This is a genomic window from Erwinia mallotivora (assembly GCF_000590885.1).
Classification (GTDB): Bacteria; Pseudomonadota; Gammaproteobacteria; order Enterobacterales; family Enterobacteriaceae; genus Erwinia; species Erwinia mallotivora.
Genome location: NZ_JFHN01000075.1, coordinates 109,888 through 128,954, shown reverse-complemented (window position 1 = coordinate 128,954; position 19,067 = coordinate 109,888). Strand labels below are relative to the sequence as shown.

General features: G+C 52.6%; 17 protein-coding genes. 16 read left to right on the top strand and 1 reads right to left on the bottom strand.

Translation table 11 applies throughout. The annotated features are described in order from the left end of the window. Positions 1–135: 135 nt before the first annotated feature. The 11 genes from sdhC to cydX all read left to right on the top strand — a co-directional run bounded on the left by sdhC (position 136) and on the right by cydX (position 13,318). Positions 136–525 carry a succinate dehydrogenase cytochrome b556 subunit gene (gene sdhC, locus BG55_RS20680; RefSeq protein ID WP_034941621.1) on the top strand — a complete coding sequence of 130 codons (390 nt, stop codon included), beginning with the start codon at positions 136–138 and terminating at the stop codon, positions 523–525. Then, a complete protein-coding gene (gene sdhD, locus BG55_RS20675) occupies positions 519–866 on the top strand; it encodes a succinate dehydrogenase membrane anchor subunit (RefSeq protein ID WP_034941618.1) in 348 nt (115 codons plus the stop codon). Before sdhC ends, sdhD begins: the two co-directional genes overlap by 7 nt. A 1-nt stretch (position 867) precedes the next feature. Then, positions 868–2,634 (top strand): succinate dehydrogenase flavoprotein subunit, encoded by a 1,767-nt coding sequence (gene sdhA / locus BG55_RS20670; protein ID WP_034941616.1) that lies wholly within the window; start codon positions 868–870, stop codon positions 2,632–2,634. 18 nt (positions 2,635–2,652) lie between these two features. Then, entirely contained in the window at positions 2,653–3,369 is a 717-nt protein-coding gene (locus BG55_RS20665; RefSeq protein ID WP_034941613.1) for a succinate dehydrogenase iron-sulfur subunit, read from the top strand. 276 nt (positions 3,370–3,645) lie between these two features. Then, a complete protein-coding gene (gene sucA, locus BG55_RS20660; RefSeq protein WP_034941611.1) occupies positions 3,646–6,453 on the top strand; it encodes a 2-oxoglutarate dehydrogenase E1 component in 2,808 nt (935 codons plus the stop codon). 14 nt (positions 6,454–6,467) lie between these two features. Next, positions 6,468–7,679, top strand: coding sequence for a 2-oxoglutarate dehydrogenase complex dihydrolipoyllysine-residue succinyltransferase (gene odhB, locus BG55_RS20655; RefSeq protein ID WP_034941609.1), 1,212 nt, complete (start codon positions 6,468–6,470; stop codon positions 7,677–7,679). Positions 7,680–7,785: 106 nt separating this feature from the next. After that, on the top strand, positions 7,786–8,952 hold the full coding sequence (sucC, locus tag BG55_RS20650; protein WP_034941877.1) for an ADP-forming succinate--CoA ligase subunit beta: 1,167 nt from the start codon (positions 7,786–7,788) through the stop codon (positions 8,950–8,952). After that, a complete protein-coding gene (gene sucD, locus BG55_RS20645; RefSeq protein WP_034941607.1) occupies positions 8,952–9,827 on the top strand; it encodes a succinate--CoA ligase subunit alpha in 876 nt (291 codons plus the stop codon). The genes sucC and sucD overlap by 1 nt, the downstream gene beginning before the upstream one ends. Positions 9,828–10,484: 657 nt before the next feature. Continuing rightward, complete coding sequence (gene cydA / locus BG55_RS20640) at positions 10,485–12,053, top strand: cytochrome ubiquinol oxidase subunit I (protein ID WP_034941875.1); 1,569 nt, start codon at positions 10,485–10,487, stop codon at positions 12,051–12,053. Positions 12,054–12,068: 15 nt separating this feature from the next. Next, positions 12,069–13,208 (top strand): cytochrome d ubiquinol oxidase subunit II, encoded by a 1,140-nt coding sequence (cydB, locus tag BG55_RS20635; protein ID WP_034941605.1) that lies wholly within the window; start codon positions 12,069–12,071, stop codon positions 13,206–13,208. A gap of 14 nt (positions 13,209–13,222) precedes the next feature. After that, the gene (cydX, locus tag BG55_RS22175; RefSeq protein ID WP_071995069.1) at positions 13,223–13,318 is read left to right on the top strand and encodes a cytochrome bd-I oxidase subunit CydX; all 96 of its coding nucleotides are present in this window, start codon (positions 13,223–13,225) and stop codon (positions 13,316–13,318) included. A 137-nt stretch (positions 13,319–13,455) separates the two neighbouring features. On the opposite strand, the gene BG55_RS20630 is transcribed toward cydX, so the two are convergent. After that, a complete protein-coding gene (locus BG55_RS20630) occupies positions 13,456–14,331 on the bottom strand; it encodes a hypothetical protein (protein ID WP_034941602.1) in 876 nt (291 codons plus the stop codon). A 470-nt stretch (positions 14,332–14,801) separates the two neighbouring features. Here BG55_RS20630 and ybgC point away from each other — a divergent pair, with 470 nt between their 5' ends. The 5 genes from ybgC to tolB all read left to right on the top strand — a co-directional run bounded on the left by ybgC (position 14,802) and on the right by tolB (position 19,025). Further along, the gene (gene ybgC / locus BG55_RS20625) at positions 14,802–15,206 is read left to right on the top strand and encodes a tol-pal system-associated acyl-CoA thioesterase (RefSeq protein ID WP_034941601.1); all 405 of its coding nucleotides are present in this window, start codon (positions 14,802–14,804) and stop codon (positions 15,204–15,206) included. After that, positions 15,203–15,886: a Tol-Pal system protein TolQ gene (gene tolQ / locus BG55_RS20620; RefSeq protein WP_034941599.1), complete on the top strand. Its 684-nt coding sequence runs from the start codon at positions 15,203–15,205 to the stop codon at positions 15,884–15,886. The genes ybgC and tolQ overlap by 4 nt, the downstream gene beginning before the upstream one ends. Positions 15,887–15,894: 8 nt before the next feature. Then, positions 15,895–16,323 (top strand): colicin uptake protein TolR, encoded by a 429-nt coding sequence (gene tolR, locus BG55_RS20615; RefSeq protein WP_034941597.1) that lies wholly within the window; start codon positions 15,895–15,897, stop codon positions 16,321–16,323. Between the two features lie 29 nt (positions 16,324–16,352). After that, complete coding sequence (gene tolA, locus BG55_RS20610) at positions 16,353–17,612, top strand: cell envelope integrity protein TolA (RefSeq protein WP_034941595.1); 1,260 nt, start codon at positions 16,353–16,355, stop codon at positions 17,610–17,612. A 120-nt stretch (positions 17,613–17,732) separates the two neighbouring features. Further along, positions 17,733–19,025, top strand: coding sequence for a Tol-Pal system beta propeller repeat protein TolB (gene tolB / locus BG55_RS20605; protein WP_034941593.1), 1,293 nt, complete (start codon positions 17,733–17,735; stop codon positions 19,023–19,025). Positions 19,026–19,067 lie beyond the last annotated feature (42 nt).

Below are 19,067 nucleotides of genomic sequence, written 5' to 3'. Positions count from 1 at the left end.
TAGGAGCCACCCAGCGTTTTATACGCGGCGTTTTGACACTGGACGTTGTCGTTTTAGTGCCTGACGCAGTGTTTCACCGTTAACGCTGTCTGACCCGCCCTCAGGGACCGGAGGAAGCAAAATAAGAAAAGCTGTGTGGGCAAAACCGTGAAAAAACAAAGACCTGTCAACTTGGATCTCTCAACGATCCGGTTTCCCGTTACTGCAATAGCGTCTATTCTCCACCGTGTATCCGGCGTCATTACTTTTGTGGCAGTTGGTATACTCCTCTGGTTACTGGGCCTCTCTCTCTCCTCACCCGAAGGCTTTCTTCAGGCCTCCGCCATCATGAGCAGCTTTATTGTTAAGTTTATCTTCTGGGGCATTCTGACCGCACTGGCGTATCACATCGTCGGCGGTATACGTCATCTGATGATGGACTTTGGCTGGCTGGGTGAAACCTTGCAAACGGGTACGCGTTCGGCGCAAATTTCTTTTGGTATCACTGTCGTGCTTTCAATTCTGGCTGGAGTCCTCGTATGGTAAGCAATGCTTCTGCACTGGGTCGTAATGGCGTTCATGACTGGTTGCTGCTGCGTGCTGCTGCGATGATCATGACCCTGTATATCCTTTATATCGTTGGTTTTATCGTGATGTCCGGTCATCTGACCTGGGACATCTGGCGCGGTTTTTTCTCCTCCTCATTTACCAGGGTATTCACCCTGCTGACACTCTTTTCCATTCTGGTGCATGGCTGGATTGGGATGTGGCAGGTACTGACGGATTACATCAAACCTCTCGCGCTGCGGCTGTTGCTGCAACTGCTGGTAGTAGTGGTGCTGTTGGTCTATGCCATTTATGGAACTGTTGTCGTGTGGGGAGTGTAAAATGAAGTTGCCAGTCAGAGAATTCGATGCCGTGGTGGTCGGCGCAGGTGGTGCCGGAATGCGTGCTGCCCTGCAAATTTCCCAATCGGGCCAGAGCTGTGCCCTGTTATCAAAAGTATTTCCAACCCGTTCTCATACCGTATCCGCACAGGGTGGCATCACCGTGGCGTTAGGTAACTCCCATGAAGATAACTGGGAGTGGCATATGTATGACACGGTAAAAGGTTCCGACTATATCGGTGACCAGGACGCCATTGAATATATGTGTAAAACCGGCCCGGAAGCGATTCTGGAACTGGAACACATGGGTCTGCCTTTTTCCCGTCTGGATGACGGCCGCATCTATCAGCGCCCGTTTGGTGGGCAGTCAAAAAACTTTGGTGGCGAGCAGGCGGCACGAACTGCTGCTGCGGCTGACCGTACCGGCCATGCGCTACTGCTCACGCTTTATCAGCAAAACCTGAAAAACAAAACCACCATCTTCTCCGAATGGTACGCGCTGGACCTGGTAAAAAATGCCGACGGTGCCATTGTCGGTTGTACCGCACTGAACATTGAAGATGGTGAAGTGGTTTATTTCAAAGCGCGTGCCACGGTGCTGGCTACCGGTGGCGCGGGTCGCATTTATCAGTCCACCACCAACGCACACATCAATACCGGTGACGGCGTGGGTATGGCGCTGCGTGCCGGTGTGCCGGTGCAGGATATGGAGATGTGGCAGTTTCACCCAACCGGCATTGCCGGTGCCGGCGTGCTGGTGACCGAAGGGTGCCGTGGCGAAGGGGGATACCTGCTGAACAAACACGGTGAGCGTTTCATGGAGCGTTACGCACCTAATGCCAAAGATCTGGCAGGCCGTGATGTGGTGGCCCGTTCGATGATGATCGAAATCCGTGAAGGCCGTGGTTGCGAAGGCCCCTGGGGACCGCATATCAAGCTGAAACTGGACCACCTTGGGCATGAAGTTCTTGAGGCGCGTCTGCCCGGTATCCTTGAGCTGTCCCGCACCTTTGCCCACGTCGATCCGGTTAAAGAACCGATTCCGGTGATTCCAACCTGCCACTATATGATGGGTGGTATCCCGACCAGAGTCACAGGGCAGGCGATCACCCTGAACGAGCAGGGTGAAGATGTGGTGGTGCCAGGCCTGTTCGCCGTCGGTGAAATTGCCTGTGTATCAGTACATGGTTCTAACCGTCTCGGCGGCAACTCATTGCTGGACCTGGTGGTGTTTGGCCGCGCCGCCGGTCTGCACTTGCAGGAATCCATTAAGGAACAGGGTGAGCTGCTGGACGCGACGGACGAAGAAATCGACGCCTCGCTGGCACGTATGCAGCGTTGGAATAACAACGTGGACGGTGAAGATCCTGCTGAGCTGCGTAAAGCGCTGCAAACCTGTATGCAGAATAACTTCTCCGTATTCCGTGAGGGTGAGGCGATGGCGAAAGGTCTGGCAGAGCTGAAAGTGCTGCGTGAGCGCCTGAAAAATGCCCGCCTGGATGACCGTTCACCGGACTTTAACACCCAGCGTATTGAGTGCCTCGAACTGGATAACCTGATGGAAACCGCCTACGCCACAGCGGTTGCCGCTAACTTCCGCACCGAGAGTCGTGGGGCGCACAGTCGCTTCGACTATCCGGAACGTGACGATGCAAACTGGTTATGTCACAGCGTCTATCTGCCGCAAAGTGAAAGCATGACCCGCCGTGAGGTGAACATGCAGCCAAAATTGCGCCCGGCCTTCCCGCCGAAAGCACGTACCTACTAGTTTGCGGAGATTAATGCGATGAGACTCGAATTTTCTATCTATCGTTACAATCCGGATGTCGATGATGCGCCCCGGATGCAGGACTACAGCCTGGAGTCGGAAGAAGGGCGTGACATGATGTTGCTGGATGCGCTGATCCGCCTGAAAGAGAAAGACCCGACGCTGGCTTTTCGTCGTTCCTGCCGCGAGGGCGTATGTGGCTCTGACGGTTTCAACATGAACGGCAAAAATGGCCTCGCCTGCATCACCCCCGTTTCTGCCCTGGGGGGAGGGAAACGTAAAATTGTGATCCGCCCACTGCCTGGCCTGCCGGTGATCCGTGATTTGGTAGTGGACATGGGACAGTTCTACACTCAGTATGAGAAAATCAAACCTTACCTGTTGAATAATGGAGAAAATCCGCCAGCGCGTGAGCATCTGCAACAGCCTGAACAGCGTGAAAAACTGGATGGTTTGTATGAATGTATTCTTTGCGCATGTTGTTCAACCTCCTGCCCGTCATTCTGGTGGAATCCGGATAAATTTATCGGGCCGGCGGGTTTACTGGCGGCTTACCGTTTCCTGATTGACAGCCGTGACACGGAAACGGATGCGCGTCTGGATAATCTTAACGATGCTTTCAGCGTATTCCGCTGTCACAGCATTATGAACTGTGTGAGCGTTTGTCCGAAAGGACTGAACCCGACGCGCGCCATCGGCCATATCAAGTCGATGCTGTTGCAGCGCGGAGCATAATTATCACCGTGCGGGAACTCCAGGGTTCCCGCGTAAACTCACCAGGAAATCCTGGCAAGAGAATTTTGCGCTGTTCAAGATTTCTTGCCAGGGTTCCCTTACGGGCCCGGTCGCCAGCAGCCGCGTACTGCGCTCGTATCGATGAACTTTCAGGCTGTATCCCGCACTTTATTGGCGGAATTCAGCCGAGGGCAAGCCGCTTATGCGGCGCGGAACAGAGCTTGTTCCATTAAATAACCACGGCGAAAAAAAGCACAAAATGCTTAAGGGCTCACAATGCAGAACAGCGCGATGAAACCCTGGCTAGACTCCTCCTGGCTGGCCGGCGCGAATCAGACCTACATCGAGCAACTCTATGAGGACTATTTAACCGATCCTGACTCTGTTGATGTTGCCTGGAAAACACTGTTTCAGCAGCTTCCTGGACAAGGCGTCAAACCTGAACAATTCCACTCCACCACCCGCGAGTACTTTAAGCGTCTGGCGAAAGATGCCACGCGCTACACTGCCTCCGTCAGCGATCCCGACATCAATGCCAAGCAGGTTAAAGTCCTTCAGTTAATTAACGCCTTCCGTTTCCGTGGTCATCAGCAGGCTAAGCTCGATCCGCTTGGGCTGTGGCAGCAGGAGTCGGTGCCGGATCTTGATCCTGCGTTTCATGATCTGACCCAGGCTGATTTTGAGGAAACCTTCAACGTGGGTTCCTTTGCCTTCGGCAGGGACACCATGAAGCTGTCCGATCTCTTTGTGATGTTACAGCAGACTTACTGTGGTTCGATCGGTGCAGAGTACATGCACATCACCAACACCGAAGAGAAACGCTGGATCCAGCAGCGCATTGAATCCGTAGCGGGGCAGGCCTCTTTCTCTGACGCGGAGAAAAAAGGTTTCCTGAAACAGCTGACCGCTGCTGAAGGCCTTGAGCGCTATCTTGGGGCTAAATTCCCCGGCGCGAAGCGTTTTTCGCTGGAAGGCGGAGATGCGCTGGTTCCGATGCTTAATGAGATGATCCGCCATGCGGGCAACAACGGCATCCGTGAAGTGGTACTGGGGATGGCTCACCGTGGTCGTCTGAATGTGCTGATCAACGTGCTGGGTAAAAAGCCACAGGATCTGTTTGACGAATTCTCTGGCAAGCATAAAGAGCATCTTGGCACCGGTGACGTGAAATACCACATGGGCTTTTCATCCGATGTGGAAACCGACGGCGGCATGGTTCACCTGGCGCTGGCGTTTAACCCGTCGCACCTTGAAATTGTCAGCCCGGTGGTAATGGGATCGGTACGCGCTCGTCAGGATCGCCTTGATGCGCCTGGTAGCCATCAGGTTCTGCCGGTCACGATTCATGGTGATGCGGCAGTAACCGGTCAGGGTGTGGTGCAGGAAACCCTGAACATGTCGCAGGCCAGAGGGTATGAGGTTGGTGGTACGGTACGTATCGTTATCAATAACCAGATTGGTTTTACCACCTCAAATCCGAAAGACGCCCGTTCGACCCAGTACTGTACTGATATTGGAAAAATGGTGCTGGCACCGATTTTCCACGTTAATGCTGACGATCCCGAAGCCGTTGCTTTTGTCACCCGTCTGGCGTTGGATTTCCGTAACACCTTCAAACGCGACGTATTTATCGATCTGGTCTGTTATCGCCGTCATGGGCATAACGAAGCCGATGAGCCCAGTGCGACTCAGCCGGTGATGTACCAGAAAATCAAGAAACACCCGACGCCGCGTAAAATCTATGCTGACCGCCTGGAACAGGAAAAGGTTGCCAGCCTGGAAGATGCCACGGAAATGGTCAACCTGTATCGTGATGCGCTCGATCAGGGCGAATGCGTGGTGCCGGAATGGCGTCCGCTAAGTCTGCACTCTTCCACCTGGTCGCCATTCCTCAATCACGAATGGGATGAAAGCTATCCTTCTACCCTGGATCCAAAACGGTTACAGGAGCTGGCAAAGCGGATCAGCCAGGTGCCGGAAGCGATAGAGATGCAGTCGCGCGTCGCTAAAATTTACAACGACCGTGCGGAAATGGCGGAAGGCAACAAACTTTTCGACTGGGGCGCGGCTGAAAACCTCGCTTACGCTACGCTGGTGGATGAGGGCATCGCCTGCCGGCTTTCCGGTGAGGATATGGGGCGTGGCACCTTCTTCCACCGTCATGCGGTGATCCATAACCAGTCAAACGGTTCCACTTACACTCCGCTTCAGCATGTTCATAACGGCCAGGGTACTTTCAAAGTCTGGGACTCGGTACTTTCGGAAGAGGCGGTGCTGGCCTTTGAATACGGTTATGCCACAGCAGAACCGCGCACGCTGACCATCTGGGAAGCGCAGTTTGGCGACTTTGCTAACGGTGCGCAGGTGGTTATCGATCAGTTCATCAGCTCCGGCGAGCAGAAGTGGGGCCGGATGTGTGGCCTGGTGATGCTGCTGCCTCATGGCTATGAAGGGCAGGGGCCGGAGCACTCCTCCGCCCGTCTTGAGCGCTATCTGCAACTCTGCGCGGAACAGAACATGCAGGTTTGTGTGCCATCCACCCCGGCTCAGGTCTATCACATGTTGCGTCGTCAGGCGCTGCGTGGGATGCGCCGCCCACTGGTGGTGATGTCGCCGAAATCGCTATTGCGTCATCCACTGGCGGTGTCTTCGCTGGAAGATCTGGCGACCGGTGACTTCCAGCCTGCCATTGGCGAGATCGATTCCCTTGATCCACAAGGTGTTAAGCGCGTGGTGCTCTGCTCCGGCAAGGTGTATTACGACCTGCTGGAAAAACGCCGCAAAAACGAACAAACCGATGTGGCCATCGTACGTGTTGAACAGCTTTATCCTTTCCCGCATAAAGCGGTACAGGACAAACTGCAACAGTTCTCCCACGTCCACGATTTTGTCTGGTGCCAGGAAGAGCCGCTTAACCAGGGCGCCTGGTACTGTAGTCAGCATCATTTCCGTGAAGTGGTGCCATTCGGTGCTTCATTACGTTACGCCGGTCGTCCTGCTTCCGCTTCACCTGCGGTTGGCTATATGTCCGTTCACCAGCAGCAGCAGCAAGATCTGGTCAACGACGCGCTGAACGTTAATTAATCAAAGGAAAAATAATGAGTAGCGTAGATATCTTCGTTCCCGACCTGCCCGAATCCGTTGCCGACGCCACCGTGGCGACCTGGCACAAAAAACCGGGCGATACCGTTCAGCGCGATGAAGTGCTGGTTGAGATCGAAACCGACAAGGTGGTGCTGGAAGTTCCTGCCTCCGCAGATGGCGTGCTGGAAGCCATTCTCGAAGATGAAGGCGCGACGGTCACCTCGCGTCAGCCGCTGGGCCGCCTGAAAGAGGGTAACAGTGGCGGTAAAGAGAGTTCTGCCAAAGCAGAACCTCAGGAATCCACGCCGGCACAACGCCAGAGCGCATCCCTGTCTGATGAAAGTAATGACGCCCTCAGTCCTGCAATTCGCCGTCTGATTGCAGAACACAGCCTTGATCCGGCGGCCATTAAAGGCACCGGCGTGGGTGGCCGTCTGACCCGTGAAGATGTTGAAAAACACCTGGCGAAGAAATCTGAGAGTGGGGCAGCCGCCTCCGCCTCTACGCCAGCCCCGGCCCTGGCGGGTCGCAGTGAAAAACGTGTGCCTATGACCCGTCTGCGTAAGCGCGTGGCCGAACGTCTGCTGGAAGCAAAAAACAGCACCGCCATGCTGACGACTTTCAACGAAGTCAACATGCAGCCGATCATGAATCTGCGCAAACAGTACGGCGAAGCCTTTGAAAAGCGTCACGGTGTACGTCTGGGCTTTATGTCCTTCTACCTGAAAGCGGTGGTTGAAGCGCTGAAACGCTTCCCGGAAGTCAATGCCTCTATCGATGGCGATGATGTGGTTTATCACAACTATTTTGATGTCAGCATCGCCGTCTCCACACCGCGTGGTCTGGTCACCCCGGTGCTGAAAGATGTTGATGCGCTGGGTATGGCCGACATCGAGAAAAAAATCAAAGAGCTGGCGATTAAGGGGCGCGACGGCAAGCTGACCGTTGAGGAACTGACCGGCGGAAACTTTACCATCACCAACGGTGGTGTGTTTGGCTCGCTGATGTCCACGCCGATCATCAACCCACCGCAGAGTGCCATTCTGGGTATGCATGCGATTAAAGATCGTCCGATGGCCGTCAATGGCAAGGTGGAAATCCTGCCAATGATGTATCTGGCGCTCTCCTACGATCACCGCCTGATTGACGGTAAAGAGTCCGTCAGTTATCTGGTGGCGATCAAGGAACTTCTGGAAGATCCGTCCCGCCTGCTGCTGGACGTCTGACTGGTCCGGTGCGGCCAGCTCGCCGCACCTTTCCCTGTGTATGGCCGACATGCCGGCAACCTGCCGGATGCGGCTGAGTCTTTTCCGACCTGAGTGGATTATCATCATGAACTTACACGAATATCAGGCAAAACAGTTGTTTGCACGGTATGGTTTACCGGCACCAACCGGTTATGCCTGCACCACGCCACGTGAAGCAGAAGAAGCCGCCTCCAAAATTGGGGCCGGTCCGTGGGTAGTGAAATGTCAGGTTCATGCCGGAGGCCGTGGTAAAGCGGGCGGCGTGAAAGTGGTCAAAAGCAAGGAAGAGATCCGTGCTTTTGCTGAACACTGGCTGGGTAAACGCCTGACGACTTACCAGACCGACGCCAACGGCCAGCCGGTTAACCAGATTCTGGTCGAAGCGGCGACTGATATTGACCAGGAGCTGTACCTGGGCGCAGTGGTTGACCGTGGAACCCGTCGCGTGGTGTTCATGGCTTCAACCGAAGGCGGTGTGGAAATTGAAAAAGTGGCGGAAGAAACCCCGCATCTTATCCACAAGATGGCGCTTGACCCGCTGGCCGGTCCTCAGCCTTATCAGGGACGTGAACTGGCGTTCAAACTGGGTCTGAGCGGTAAGCAGGTTGGTCAGTTCACCAAAATCTTTATGGGGCTGGCAACCATGTTCCTTGAGCGCGATCTGGCGCTGGTCGAGATCAACCCGCTGGTGATCACCAAACAGGGTGACCTGATCTGCCTGGATGGCAAACTGGGCGCCGATGGCAATGCCCTGTTCCGTCAGCCTGAACTGCGCGAAATGCGCGATCCAAGCCAGGAAGACTCCCGTGAAGCACATGCTGCGCAATGGGAACTGAACTACGTGGCGCTGGAAGGCAACATTGGCTGTATGGTTAACGGCGCAGGTCTGGCGATGGGCACGATGGACATCGTTAAACTGAGCGGCGGCCAGCCCGCTAACTTCCTCGATGTTGGCGGCGGTGCAACCAAAGAGCGTGTTACCGAAGCCTTTAAAATCATCCTGTCTGATGATGCGGTGAAAGCGGTGTTTGTTAACATCTTTGGCGGCATCGTGCGCTGCGATCTGATCGCAGATGGCATCATTGGTGCAGTCGCTGAAGTCGGTGTCAATGTGCCGGTGGTGGTGCGTCTGGAAGGAAACAACGCCGAGCTGGGTGCCAAAAAACTGGCAGACAGCGGGCTGAATATTATTGCAGCAACCAGCCTGAGCGACGCGGCGCAGCGCGTTGTTGCCGCAGCGGAGGGGAAATAATGTCCATTTTGATCGATAAAAACACCAAAGTAATCTGCCAGGGCTTCACCGGTGGACAGGGCACTTTTCACTCAGAACAGGCGCTGGCTTACGGCACACAGCTGGTCGGTGGCGTGACGCCGGGTAAAGGCGGCACCGAGCATCTCGGTCTGCCGGTATTTAATACCGTGCGTGAGGCTGTCGAAGCCACTGGCGCTACGGCTTCAGTAATCTACGTTCCTGCGCCGTTTTGTAAAGACGGTATCCTGGAAGCAATCGATGCGGGCATCAAACTGATCATCACCATCACCGAAGGCATCCCGACGCTGGATATGCTGACGGTGAAAGTGAAACTGGATGAAGCTGGCGTGCGGATGATTGGTCCAAACTGTCCGGGCGTGATCACGCCTGGTGCCTGCAAAATCGGTATCATGCCGGGCCATATTCATAAGCCAGGTCGCGTCGGCATTGTTTCCCGCTCCGGTACGCTGACTTATGAAGCGGTTAAGCAGACCACCGATATTGGCTATGGTCAGTCCACCTGTGTCGGGATTGGCGGTGACCCGATTCCGGGGTCTAACTTCATCGACATTCTGAAACTGTTCCAGGACGATCCGCAAACCGAAGCGATTGTCATGATCGGTGAAATCGGCGGGAGTGCAGAAGAAGAAGCCGCAGCCTTTATCAAAGAGCATGTTACCAAGCCAGTGGTCGGTTATATCGCGGGCGTCACTGCGCCAAAAGGCAAGCGTATGGGTCACGCCGGAGCCATTATTGCCGGCGGTAAAGGTACGGCAGATGAGAAGTTTGCTGCTCTGGAGGCGGCTGGCGTCAAAACTGTGCGTAGCCTTGCCGATATCGGTGATGCGGTGAAAGCGGTTCTTGCACCGAACTGATTACCTGGATGGATACCTCAGGCCACCTTCGGGTGGCCTTTTTTTTCTCTTGCGGCGATAAAATCCGCTATCAGGCAAAATATGAAAATCGGACTACGCTTTTGTAGCGTGACTGGCGGATTAACGCTGCCGTTGCGCATGAATCCGTAATGCGCATTGCTGCTTAAATAAAAGCATGGTTAAAAATATTATGTCATTGTTATTCAAATGAGTGTATTTCTGATTTTTAAATATAATTATTTAACATTGCCATTTCCAAAGCACATTTAACCGCTTTCCGACATTAATCAGGATCAAGAAAAACAGAGCTAAATCAATTGTTATTGCTGGATTAAAAATTGGTTTTTCGATTAAATTGTTCCGCATCAAAAAATGGCTTTCAGCGCATTAATAATAAATTCATATGATTTGATAAAATAGTTTATCCGTCACGGACTCTCGTTTATAAAGAGAGGATTATCGTGTGGGCCACAGCTGCAATTTCCACTGTGATTTTGATTTGTTTTGTTAAATTTTGGTTATTAAGGTGATATCAAATTTCATTTCCTTAATGCCATGACAGGATTTTTCTTCTTAAAATTACTGGTACTGACCGGTGCAGGCCTGATGGGCTATGGCACTGTGTTATCTCCCTCAGGCGAGGAGCAAGGAGTCAAGATGTTTGATATCGTCGAACTGTCGCGCTTACAGTTTGCTCTGACGGCTATGTATCATTTCCTGTTTGTCCCGTTAACGCTGGGCATGGCGTTTTTACTGGCGATCATGGAAACGGTGTACGTGCTGTCCGGCAAACAAATCTACAAAGATATGACTAAATTCTGGGGCAAGTTATTTGGTATTAACTTTGCGCTGGGTGTGGCAACCGGGCTGACTATGGAGTTTCAGTTTGGCACCAACTGGTCATATTACTCACATTACGTTGGTGATATTTTTGGTGCCCCGCTGGCCATTGAAGGTCTGATGGCTTTTTTCCTCGAATCCACTTTTGTCGGCCTGTTCTTTTTTGGTTGGGACCGGCTGAGTAAGGTCCAGCACCTGGCTGTGACCTGGCTGGTTGCTCTCGGGTCTAATCTCTCCGCGTTATGGATCCTGGTTGCCAATGGCTGGATGCAAAATCCGGTAGCATCGGAATTCAATTTTGAAACGATGCGTATGGAAATGGTCAGCTTCTCCGAACTGATCTTCAACCCGGTTGCTCAGGTTAAATTTGTCCATACCGTTGCGGCGGGGTACACCACCGGTGCGATGTTTATTCTTGGCATCAGTGCTTATTATCTGCTGCGTGGGCGCGATGTGGCTTTTGCCAAACGCTCTTTTGCTATTGCGGCAAGCTTTGGCATGGCGGCAGTGCTGTCGGTTATCGTGTTGGGTGATGAATCCGGCTATGAAATGGGCGACGTACAAAAAACCAAACTGGCAGCTATTGAGGCTGAATGGGAAACGCAGCCTGCACCGGCGGCATTTACCCTGTTTGGCATTCCGGATCAGGATCGTCAGCAAAATCATTACGCTGTACAGATCCCCTGGCTGCTGGGATTGATTGCCACCCGTTCTGTTGATAAACCAGTGACCGGTCTGAAAGAGCTGATGACTGAGCATGAAGTACGCATTCGTAACGGGATGAAAGCCTGGCAGCTGCTTGAAGAGTTGCGTTCTGGTTCTGAAGATCCCGCCGTACGCGTGGCTTTCAACGAGACGAAAAAAGATCTGGGTTATGGCTTGCTGCTGAAACGCTACACGCCCAATGTCGCCGATGCCAGTGAGGCGCAAATTCGTCAGGCAACAAAAGACTCAGTGCCACGTGTGGCACCGCTCTATTTCTCTTTCCGCATCATGGTGGCGGCCGGTGGTCTGATGCTGCTGATTATCGCGTGTTCTTTCTGGACGGTGATTCGCAACCGCATTGGCAAAAATCGTTTCCTGCTTAAATGCGCGCTGTATGGCATTCCGCTGCCGTGGATTGCGGTGGAGGCAGGCTGGTTTGTGGCTGAATATGGCCGTCAGCCCTGGGCGATTGGTGAGGTGCTGCCAACTGCTGTGGCAAACTCCTCACTGACCGTGGGCGATCTTTTGTTCTCAATGGCGCTGATATGCGGCCTCTACACGCTGTTCCTGATTGCGGAAATGTATCTGATGTTCAAATTTGCCCGGCTGGGACCCAGCAGCCTGAAAACCGGTCGTTATCACTTTGAACAGTCTGATATCGCCAGCCAACCGGCACGCTGAGAAAGGAACCTGAAAATGATCACTTATGAACTGTTACGCTTCGTCTGGTGGGTGCTGGTAGGCGTCCTGCTGATTGGCTTTGCTGTGGCTGACGGCTTTGATATGGGCGTGGGGATGCTGAGCCGGATTCTGGGTCGGACCGACAGCGAACGCCGCGTGATGATCAACAGCATCGCGCCACACTGGGACGGCAATCAGGTGTGGCTTATTACCGCTGGCGGTGCCTTATTTGCCGCCTGGCCAATGGTCTACGCCGCCGCTTTTTCTGGCTTTTATGTGGCGATGATCCTCGTGCTGGCCTCGCTCTTTTTCCGCCCTGTCGGTTTTGACTATCGTTCGAAAATTGAGGATATGCGCTGGCGTGGTATGTGGGACTGGGGCATTTTTATCGGCAGCTTTGTGCCGCCACTGGTGATTGGCGTGGCTTTTGGCAATCTGTTACAGGGTGTGCCTTTCCACGCCGACCAGTATCTGCGTCTGTTCTATACCGGCAGCTTCTTTCAGTTACTCAATCCTTTTGCACTGCTCGCGGGGTTTGTCAGCCTCACGATGATCCTGACGCAGGGAGCGACCTATTTGCAGATGCGCACCGTTGGCGAACTTCATCTTCGTTCCCGTGCCGCGGCACAGATTTCGGCGCTGATTATGATGGTCTGTTTTGTACTGGCGGGCATCTGGGTGATGTATGGTATCGACGGATACCTGCTGACTTCCACGCTCGACCATAATGCTGCGTCAGATCCACTGAACAAGCACGTCACTCGCGAAGCCGGGGCCTGGCTGATTAATTTCCGGCAGATTCCTCTGCTGTGGGTTATTCCGGCACTGGGTGTGGTGCTGCCGTTGCTGACGGTGCTTTGTTCACGCTTTGAGAAAGGAGCCTGGGCATTTGTTTTCTCTTCCCTGACTCTGGCCTGCGTGATCCTGACAGCGGGTGTGGCGATGTTTCCGTTCATTATGCCATCCAGTACGGTGCCGGATATCAGCCTGACCATGTGGGATGCGACTTCCAGCTTCCTGACGCTGAAAATTATGACCGTGGCGGCGATAATATTTGTGCCGATCATCCTGGCGTATACAACCTGGTGTTACTACAAAATGTTCGGTCGTCTGACCAAAGAACAAATTGAAGCCAACACCCATTCTCTCTACTGATTGAGGAGCTGACTATGTGGTATTTTGCCTGGATCCTCGGCACGTTGCTGGCCTGTGCAATTGGTGTTATTACCGCACTGGCGATTGAGCATCTGGATAAGTCTTCATAAAGATAGTGTTCATAACGCGAGAAAACGGATCGGGCAACCGATCCGTTAATATTTTAAGCTGGGGTCTGAAGCCTGTACGAGAGGAGCAATAACAAGGAGCCGTGTTGTTGCAAACTCTCTTATTTTAAAACAGTGTCTTAAATGCGATCGCCGATCCCTTGCCATTCGCATGACAGAAGGCAGGTTTTCTCAGAATTGATCAGAAATGATGCAGTGCACTTCACTTCAGGATACAGACCTTGTGACTCATCAAATTCGCGCATAACCTCGGGTATCTTATTTGAGAACTGCATATCTATTTTCAGATGCTTGTCATAATGCAGGCTGTTTTTTATCGCAAAGGTTGTGACAGAAAACGACAAATCATGTTTACTACCAAGCGTTCTGTAATCTGATCTTAAACTCAACATAGCCAGGGGTAACGCCTGGGATGCCAGAATGCCAAGATATTTTTTCTGATGATCGCCGAGAGTTAATTCGTTAATTAGTTGCTCTTTAGATTCCAGATTATACAGCTCTTGATATTTGCTCTTGTCCCGGTGATCAAAATCATATTCCTTATCGTAAAATGAAAACTTATAGTCCGCCCTGTTTATATCCTGTTTCAACCCCCTGATGCTTTCTTCGCTGGAATAGTGACCAAAACGCTCATTAATCGAATCCAAAAGACCGTGTTGATCTTCAGGCAGTTCAATTTCACGTTCACTTCCATCCACATCATCAATTTTAATTTTTATCGAATTATCATCTAAGCTAAATTTGAATCTGTTTTTATAAGCTGGTGAAACCAGATTGATGAGTGTGAAAAATGCGTTTAATTTTTGTTTATTGTCGGTAGCCTCGTTATAGATCTCATAAAGACATATTTTAGCTTTTTCCGTTTTTGTGCCACAAAACCAGTCTTTGATTTTTCCCCACAGGCTGGGTACGTCATTTTTATTTGTTGCCTTCTGGATCCTGTCTATTTCCGATAAGCTGATATGTGCGTTTACCCTGCTGCCCCGTATTTCCATAATGCTATCTCTGGTTAATGATGATTTGTTGTATCTACAGCAATGCAGGGTAGATTTCTTTAAAAAAACGCTTAAGGGTGAACGGTTTTCAGTTGTTACCAATCTTCTGCTGAGCAGTTTGCCTGCGGGTGTAATACCGGAGATCAGAAAAGTTATGCAGAGGGGCGAACGATATGCTGAGTGCTGTGCTGTGCTGTGCTCTGTGCTCTGTGCTCTGTGCTCTGTGCTCTGTGCTCTTTGGCTGCTGTTAACCTGACGATAAATGTTCAGGCGTTGGAATGAGGCGATAGCTGAGCTGGATTTCCTTGCAGATTTGTTCTTCTCCGGTCAGGAAATGTTTAAGAATTATCCGTAAGTGATCATTATTGTTACCAAACGATAATTATTTACTTCCACGTCTGGCAATCCATTCCAAAGGCGTATTCTCTTGCGTATAGTAGCAACGTTTAAAAGCATTGCCGGGATGTAGAGTGAGTACAACGCTGTTTCGATGGCCGGTTCGCGTCTATTACGAAGACACCGATGCCGGTGGGGTGGTTTACCACGCCAGCTATGTTGCTTTTTATGAACGGGCACGGACTGAGATGCTGCGCCAGCACCATTTCAATCAACAGGCGCTGCTGGAACAGCAGGTTGCGTTTGTCGTTCGTCGGATAACGGTTGACTACCTCGCCGCCGCCCGCCTTGACGATCTTCTCGAGGTGCAGTGTGAGGTGAGCAAAGTGACCAGAACGACGATGACGTTCGCACAACGTATTGTTAATGCAGAAGGCCGGACGCTGAACGAAGCAGAAGTCCTGATCGCCTGCATCAATCCACATCTGATGAAGCCCATTGCGCTTCCCAAGTCTATTGTCGCGGAGTTCAAGCAGTGACTGACATGAACATTCTTGATTTGTTCCTGAAGGCCAGCCTTCTGGTTAAACTTATCATGCTGATTTTGATTGGTTTTTCAATCGCCTCCTGGGCTGTCATTATTCAGCGTACCCGTATTCTGAATACGGCGGGGCGCGAAGCAGATGCGTTTGAAGACAAATTCTGGTCCGGGATCGAACTGTCGCGGTTGTATCAGGAAAGCCAGGCACGCCGTGATGAACTTGCCGGCTCTGAGCAAATTTTCTATGCGGGTTTTAAAGAGTTTGCTCGCCTGCATCGGGCCAATCACCATGCGCCTGAGGCTGCGGTTGAAGGGGCGACCAGGGCAATGCGTATTTCCCTCAATCGTGAACTGGAAACCCTGGAAACACACATTCCTTTTTTAGGTACGGTCGGCTCAATCAGCCCTTACATCGGCCTGTTTGGCACGGTCTGGGGGATTATGCATGCCTTTATTGCACTGGGTGCGGTGAAACAAGCTACGTTGCAGATGGTGGCACCGGGTATTGCAGAAGCGCTGATTGCTACCGCTATCGGTCTGTTTGCTGCGATTCCGGCAGTGATGGCCTACAACCGGCTCAACCAGCGGGTGAATAAGCTTGAGCAGAATTACGATAACTTTATGGAAGAGTTCACGGCTATTCTCCATCGTCAGGCCTTCTCCAGCGAATCAAGGTAGGGGGCAGCATGGCCAGAAAACGTGGTCGCGGTCGCCGCGAACTGAAGTCAGAAATCAATATCGTTCCCTTACTGGATGTGCTGCTGGTGCTGCTGCTGATTTTTATGGCAACAGCGCCGATTATCACCCAGAGCGTGGAAGTGGATCTGCCGGACGCAACGGATTCAAAAACCGTCTCCAGCGATGATAACCCTCCGGTGATCGTTGAAGTGGCAGGCGTGGGGCAGTACAGCCTGGTGGTTGATCATGATCGAATGTCGCAGTTGCCGCCAGAGCAGGTTGTTGCTGAAGCGCAGCGCCGAATTGAGGCGAATCCTAAGACGGTATTCCTGATCGGTGGTGCGAAAGATGTGCCTTACGATGAGATCATTAAGGCGCTGAACCTGCTGCATCAGGCAGGTGTGAAGTCTGTCGGTTTAATGACGCAGCCAATTTAAATTTTTCGAACCGTTTTTGGGAACCGAGAGTGTCGAAGGTAGCCGAGCAAAACGATAAGTTAAAGCGTGCCATCATCATTTCAGTAATTTTGCATATCATCCTGATTGCATTGCTGATCTGGAGCTCGTTTGACGAACACATCGACGCCAGCAGCGGCGGTGGCGGTGGCGATATTGATGCCGTAATGGTCGATCCCGGCGCGGTCGTCGAGCAGTACAACCGACAACAAAACCAGCAGAGCGACAGCAAGCGTGCCGAACAACAACGGCAGAAGCAGGCGCAACAGCAGGCTGAGGAATTACAACAGAAACAGGCAGCTGAGCAGCAGCGGTTGAAAGCGCTGGAGAAAGAGCGCTTACAGGCCCAGCAGGAAGCCAAAGAGCAGGCGGCAGAGCAGGCCGCACAGCAGAAACAGGCAGAGGAACAGCAAAAGCAGGCTGAGGCCGCAGCGGCAAAAGCAAAAGCCGACGCGAAGGCAGAGGCGGATGCTCAGTTAAAAGCTCAGGCAGACGCTAAGGCGAAAGCGCAAGCTGATGCGAAAGCACAGGCCGATGCTCAGGCGAAAGCCGCAGCCGATGCGCAGAAAAAAGCGCAGGCTGAGGCCAAAAAAGCCGCAGCAGAGGCAAAAAAACAGGCTGAGGCAGAGGCGAAACAGGCCGCAGCAGAAGCCGCTAAAGTAAAAGCCGCTCAGGAAGCAAAAGCGAAAGCGGCAGAGGAGCAGGCCAAAGCAGCTCAGGCCGCGAAAGCAAAGGCCGCCCAGGAAGCTAAAGAGGCTAAGGAACAGGCCGCAGCTGAAGCGAAAGAAAAAGCTGAAGCTGCCGCAAAAGCGAAAGCCGAAGCGGCGGCAAAAGCGAAAGCAGCCGCAACTGCTAAAGCTAAGGCGGCGGCGGACGCCGCGAAGCAAAGTAGCGACGTGGACGATTTACTGGGCGGTCTCTCTTCCGGCAAAAATGCGCCGAAAGAAGGTAAAGCTGGCGGCGGAGCCGCAGGGCAGGGAAATCAGAAGAAGGCCGGTGCATCTGGCGCAGCGGTTGACAGCTACCTGGGGCAGGTTAAAGGTGCAATTGAGAGTAAGTTTTATGACGCTGAGACCTTCAAAGGCCGAACCTGTGATGTGCATATTAAACTTGCCCCGGATGGTTTGTTAATTTCGGCCACGCCGGCAGGTGGCGATGCCGCACTTTGTCAGGCAGCAATTAATGCCGCGCGCATGGCAAGAATGCCAAAGCCGCCCAGTGCTGAAGTTTATCAGGCAGTTAAAGATGCAACGCTGGTTTTCAAACCTTAAGAATCCGGCAATAAACGGTATGTTGAACTAAGGTCAACATGCCGTACTCTACAGATTGACTATTTGTTGGTTGAACACTGCTAATTATCGTGGACGTTACGTTCAGATAAGGGAGAAAAGATGAAGCAGGCATTTCGCGTAGCACTGAGTTTCTTACTGCTGTTCGTCGCCGTGGCGAAGGCAGAAGTTCGCATTGAAATTACCCAGGGTGTCAACACCGCACGTCCTATCGGGGTTTTGCCTTTCAAATGGGATGGCCCTGGCGCTGCACCAGAAGATATTGGCGGTATCATCGCTGCCGACCTGCGTAACAGCGGAAAATTTAATCCACTGGATCGGGCGCGTCTGCCACAACAGCCGACTTCAGCCGCTGAAGTGCAGCCTGCGGCCTGGACCGCTCTCGGTATTGATGCCGTGGTAGTCGGACAGGTCCAGCCAGGGGCTGACGGCAGCTATCTGGTTTCTTACCAGCTGGTGGATACCTCGGGCAATCCCGGCACCGTTCTGGCCCAGAACCAGTACAAAGTGACCAAACAGTGGTTGCGCTATGCCGCACATACCGCCAGTGATGAATCCTTTGAGAAGCTGACCGGCATTAAAGGTGCTTTCCGTACCCGTATCGCTTACGTGGTGCAGACCAACGGCGGCCAGTTCCCGTATGAACTGCGCGTATCAGACTATGATGGTTACAACCAGTTCGTCGTGCATCGTTCACCGCAGCCACTGATGTCGCCAGCCTGGTCGAAAGATGGCAGCAAACTGGCTTACGTTACCTTTGAGAGCGGTAAGTCTGCGCTGGTAGTACAGACGCTGGCGAACGGCGCTATCCGGCAGGTCGCTTCATTCCCTCGTCATAATGGCGCGCCATCTTTCTCCCCTGATGGTAGCAAGCTGGCTTTTGCCCTCTCCAAAAGCGGCAGTCTGAACCTCTACGTGATGGACCTGGCATCAGGTCAGATCAATCAGATCACCGACGGGCGTTTTAACAGTACTGAACCTACCTGGTTCCCGGACAGCCAGAGTCTGGCTTACACCTCCGACCAGGCGGGTCGTCCGCAAATTTATAAAATCAGTGCTAACGGCGGTGCGCCGCAGCGCCTGACCTGGGAAGGTTCTCAGAATCAGGACGCCGATGTCAGCTTTGATGGAAAATCTCTGGTGATGATTAGCACCAATGGCGGCGCACAACACGTCGCCAGACAGGATCTGGAAACGGGAGCCGTTCAACAATTAACGGACACGTTCCTGGATGAAACGCCAAGCCTCGCACCAAACGGTACAATGGTAATCTACAGCTCTACTCAGGGCATGGGTTCTGTATTGCAGTTGGTATCGACGGACGGGCGTTTCAAAGCGCGTCTTCCGGCAACCGATGGACAGGTCAAATTTCCTGCCTGGTCGCCGTATCTGTGATGCATGTGTAAATATGTATGGCAAACAATAATAGGATTGTAG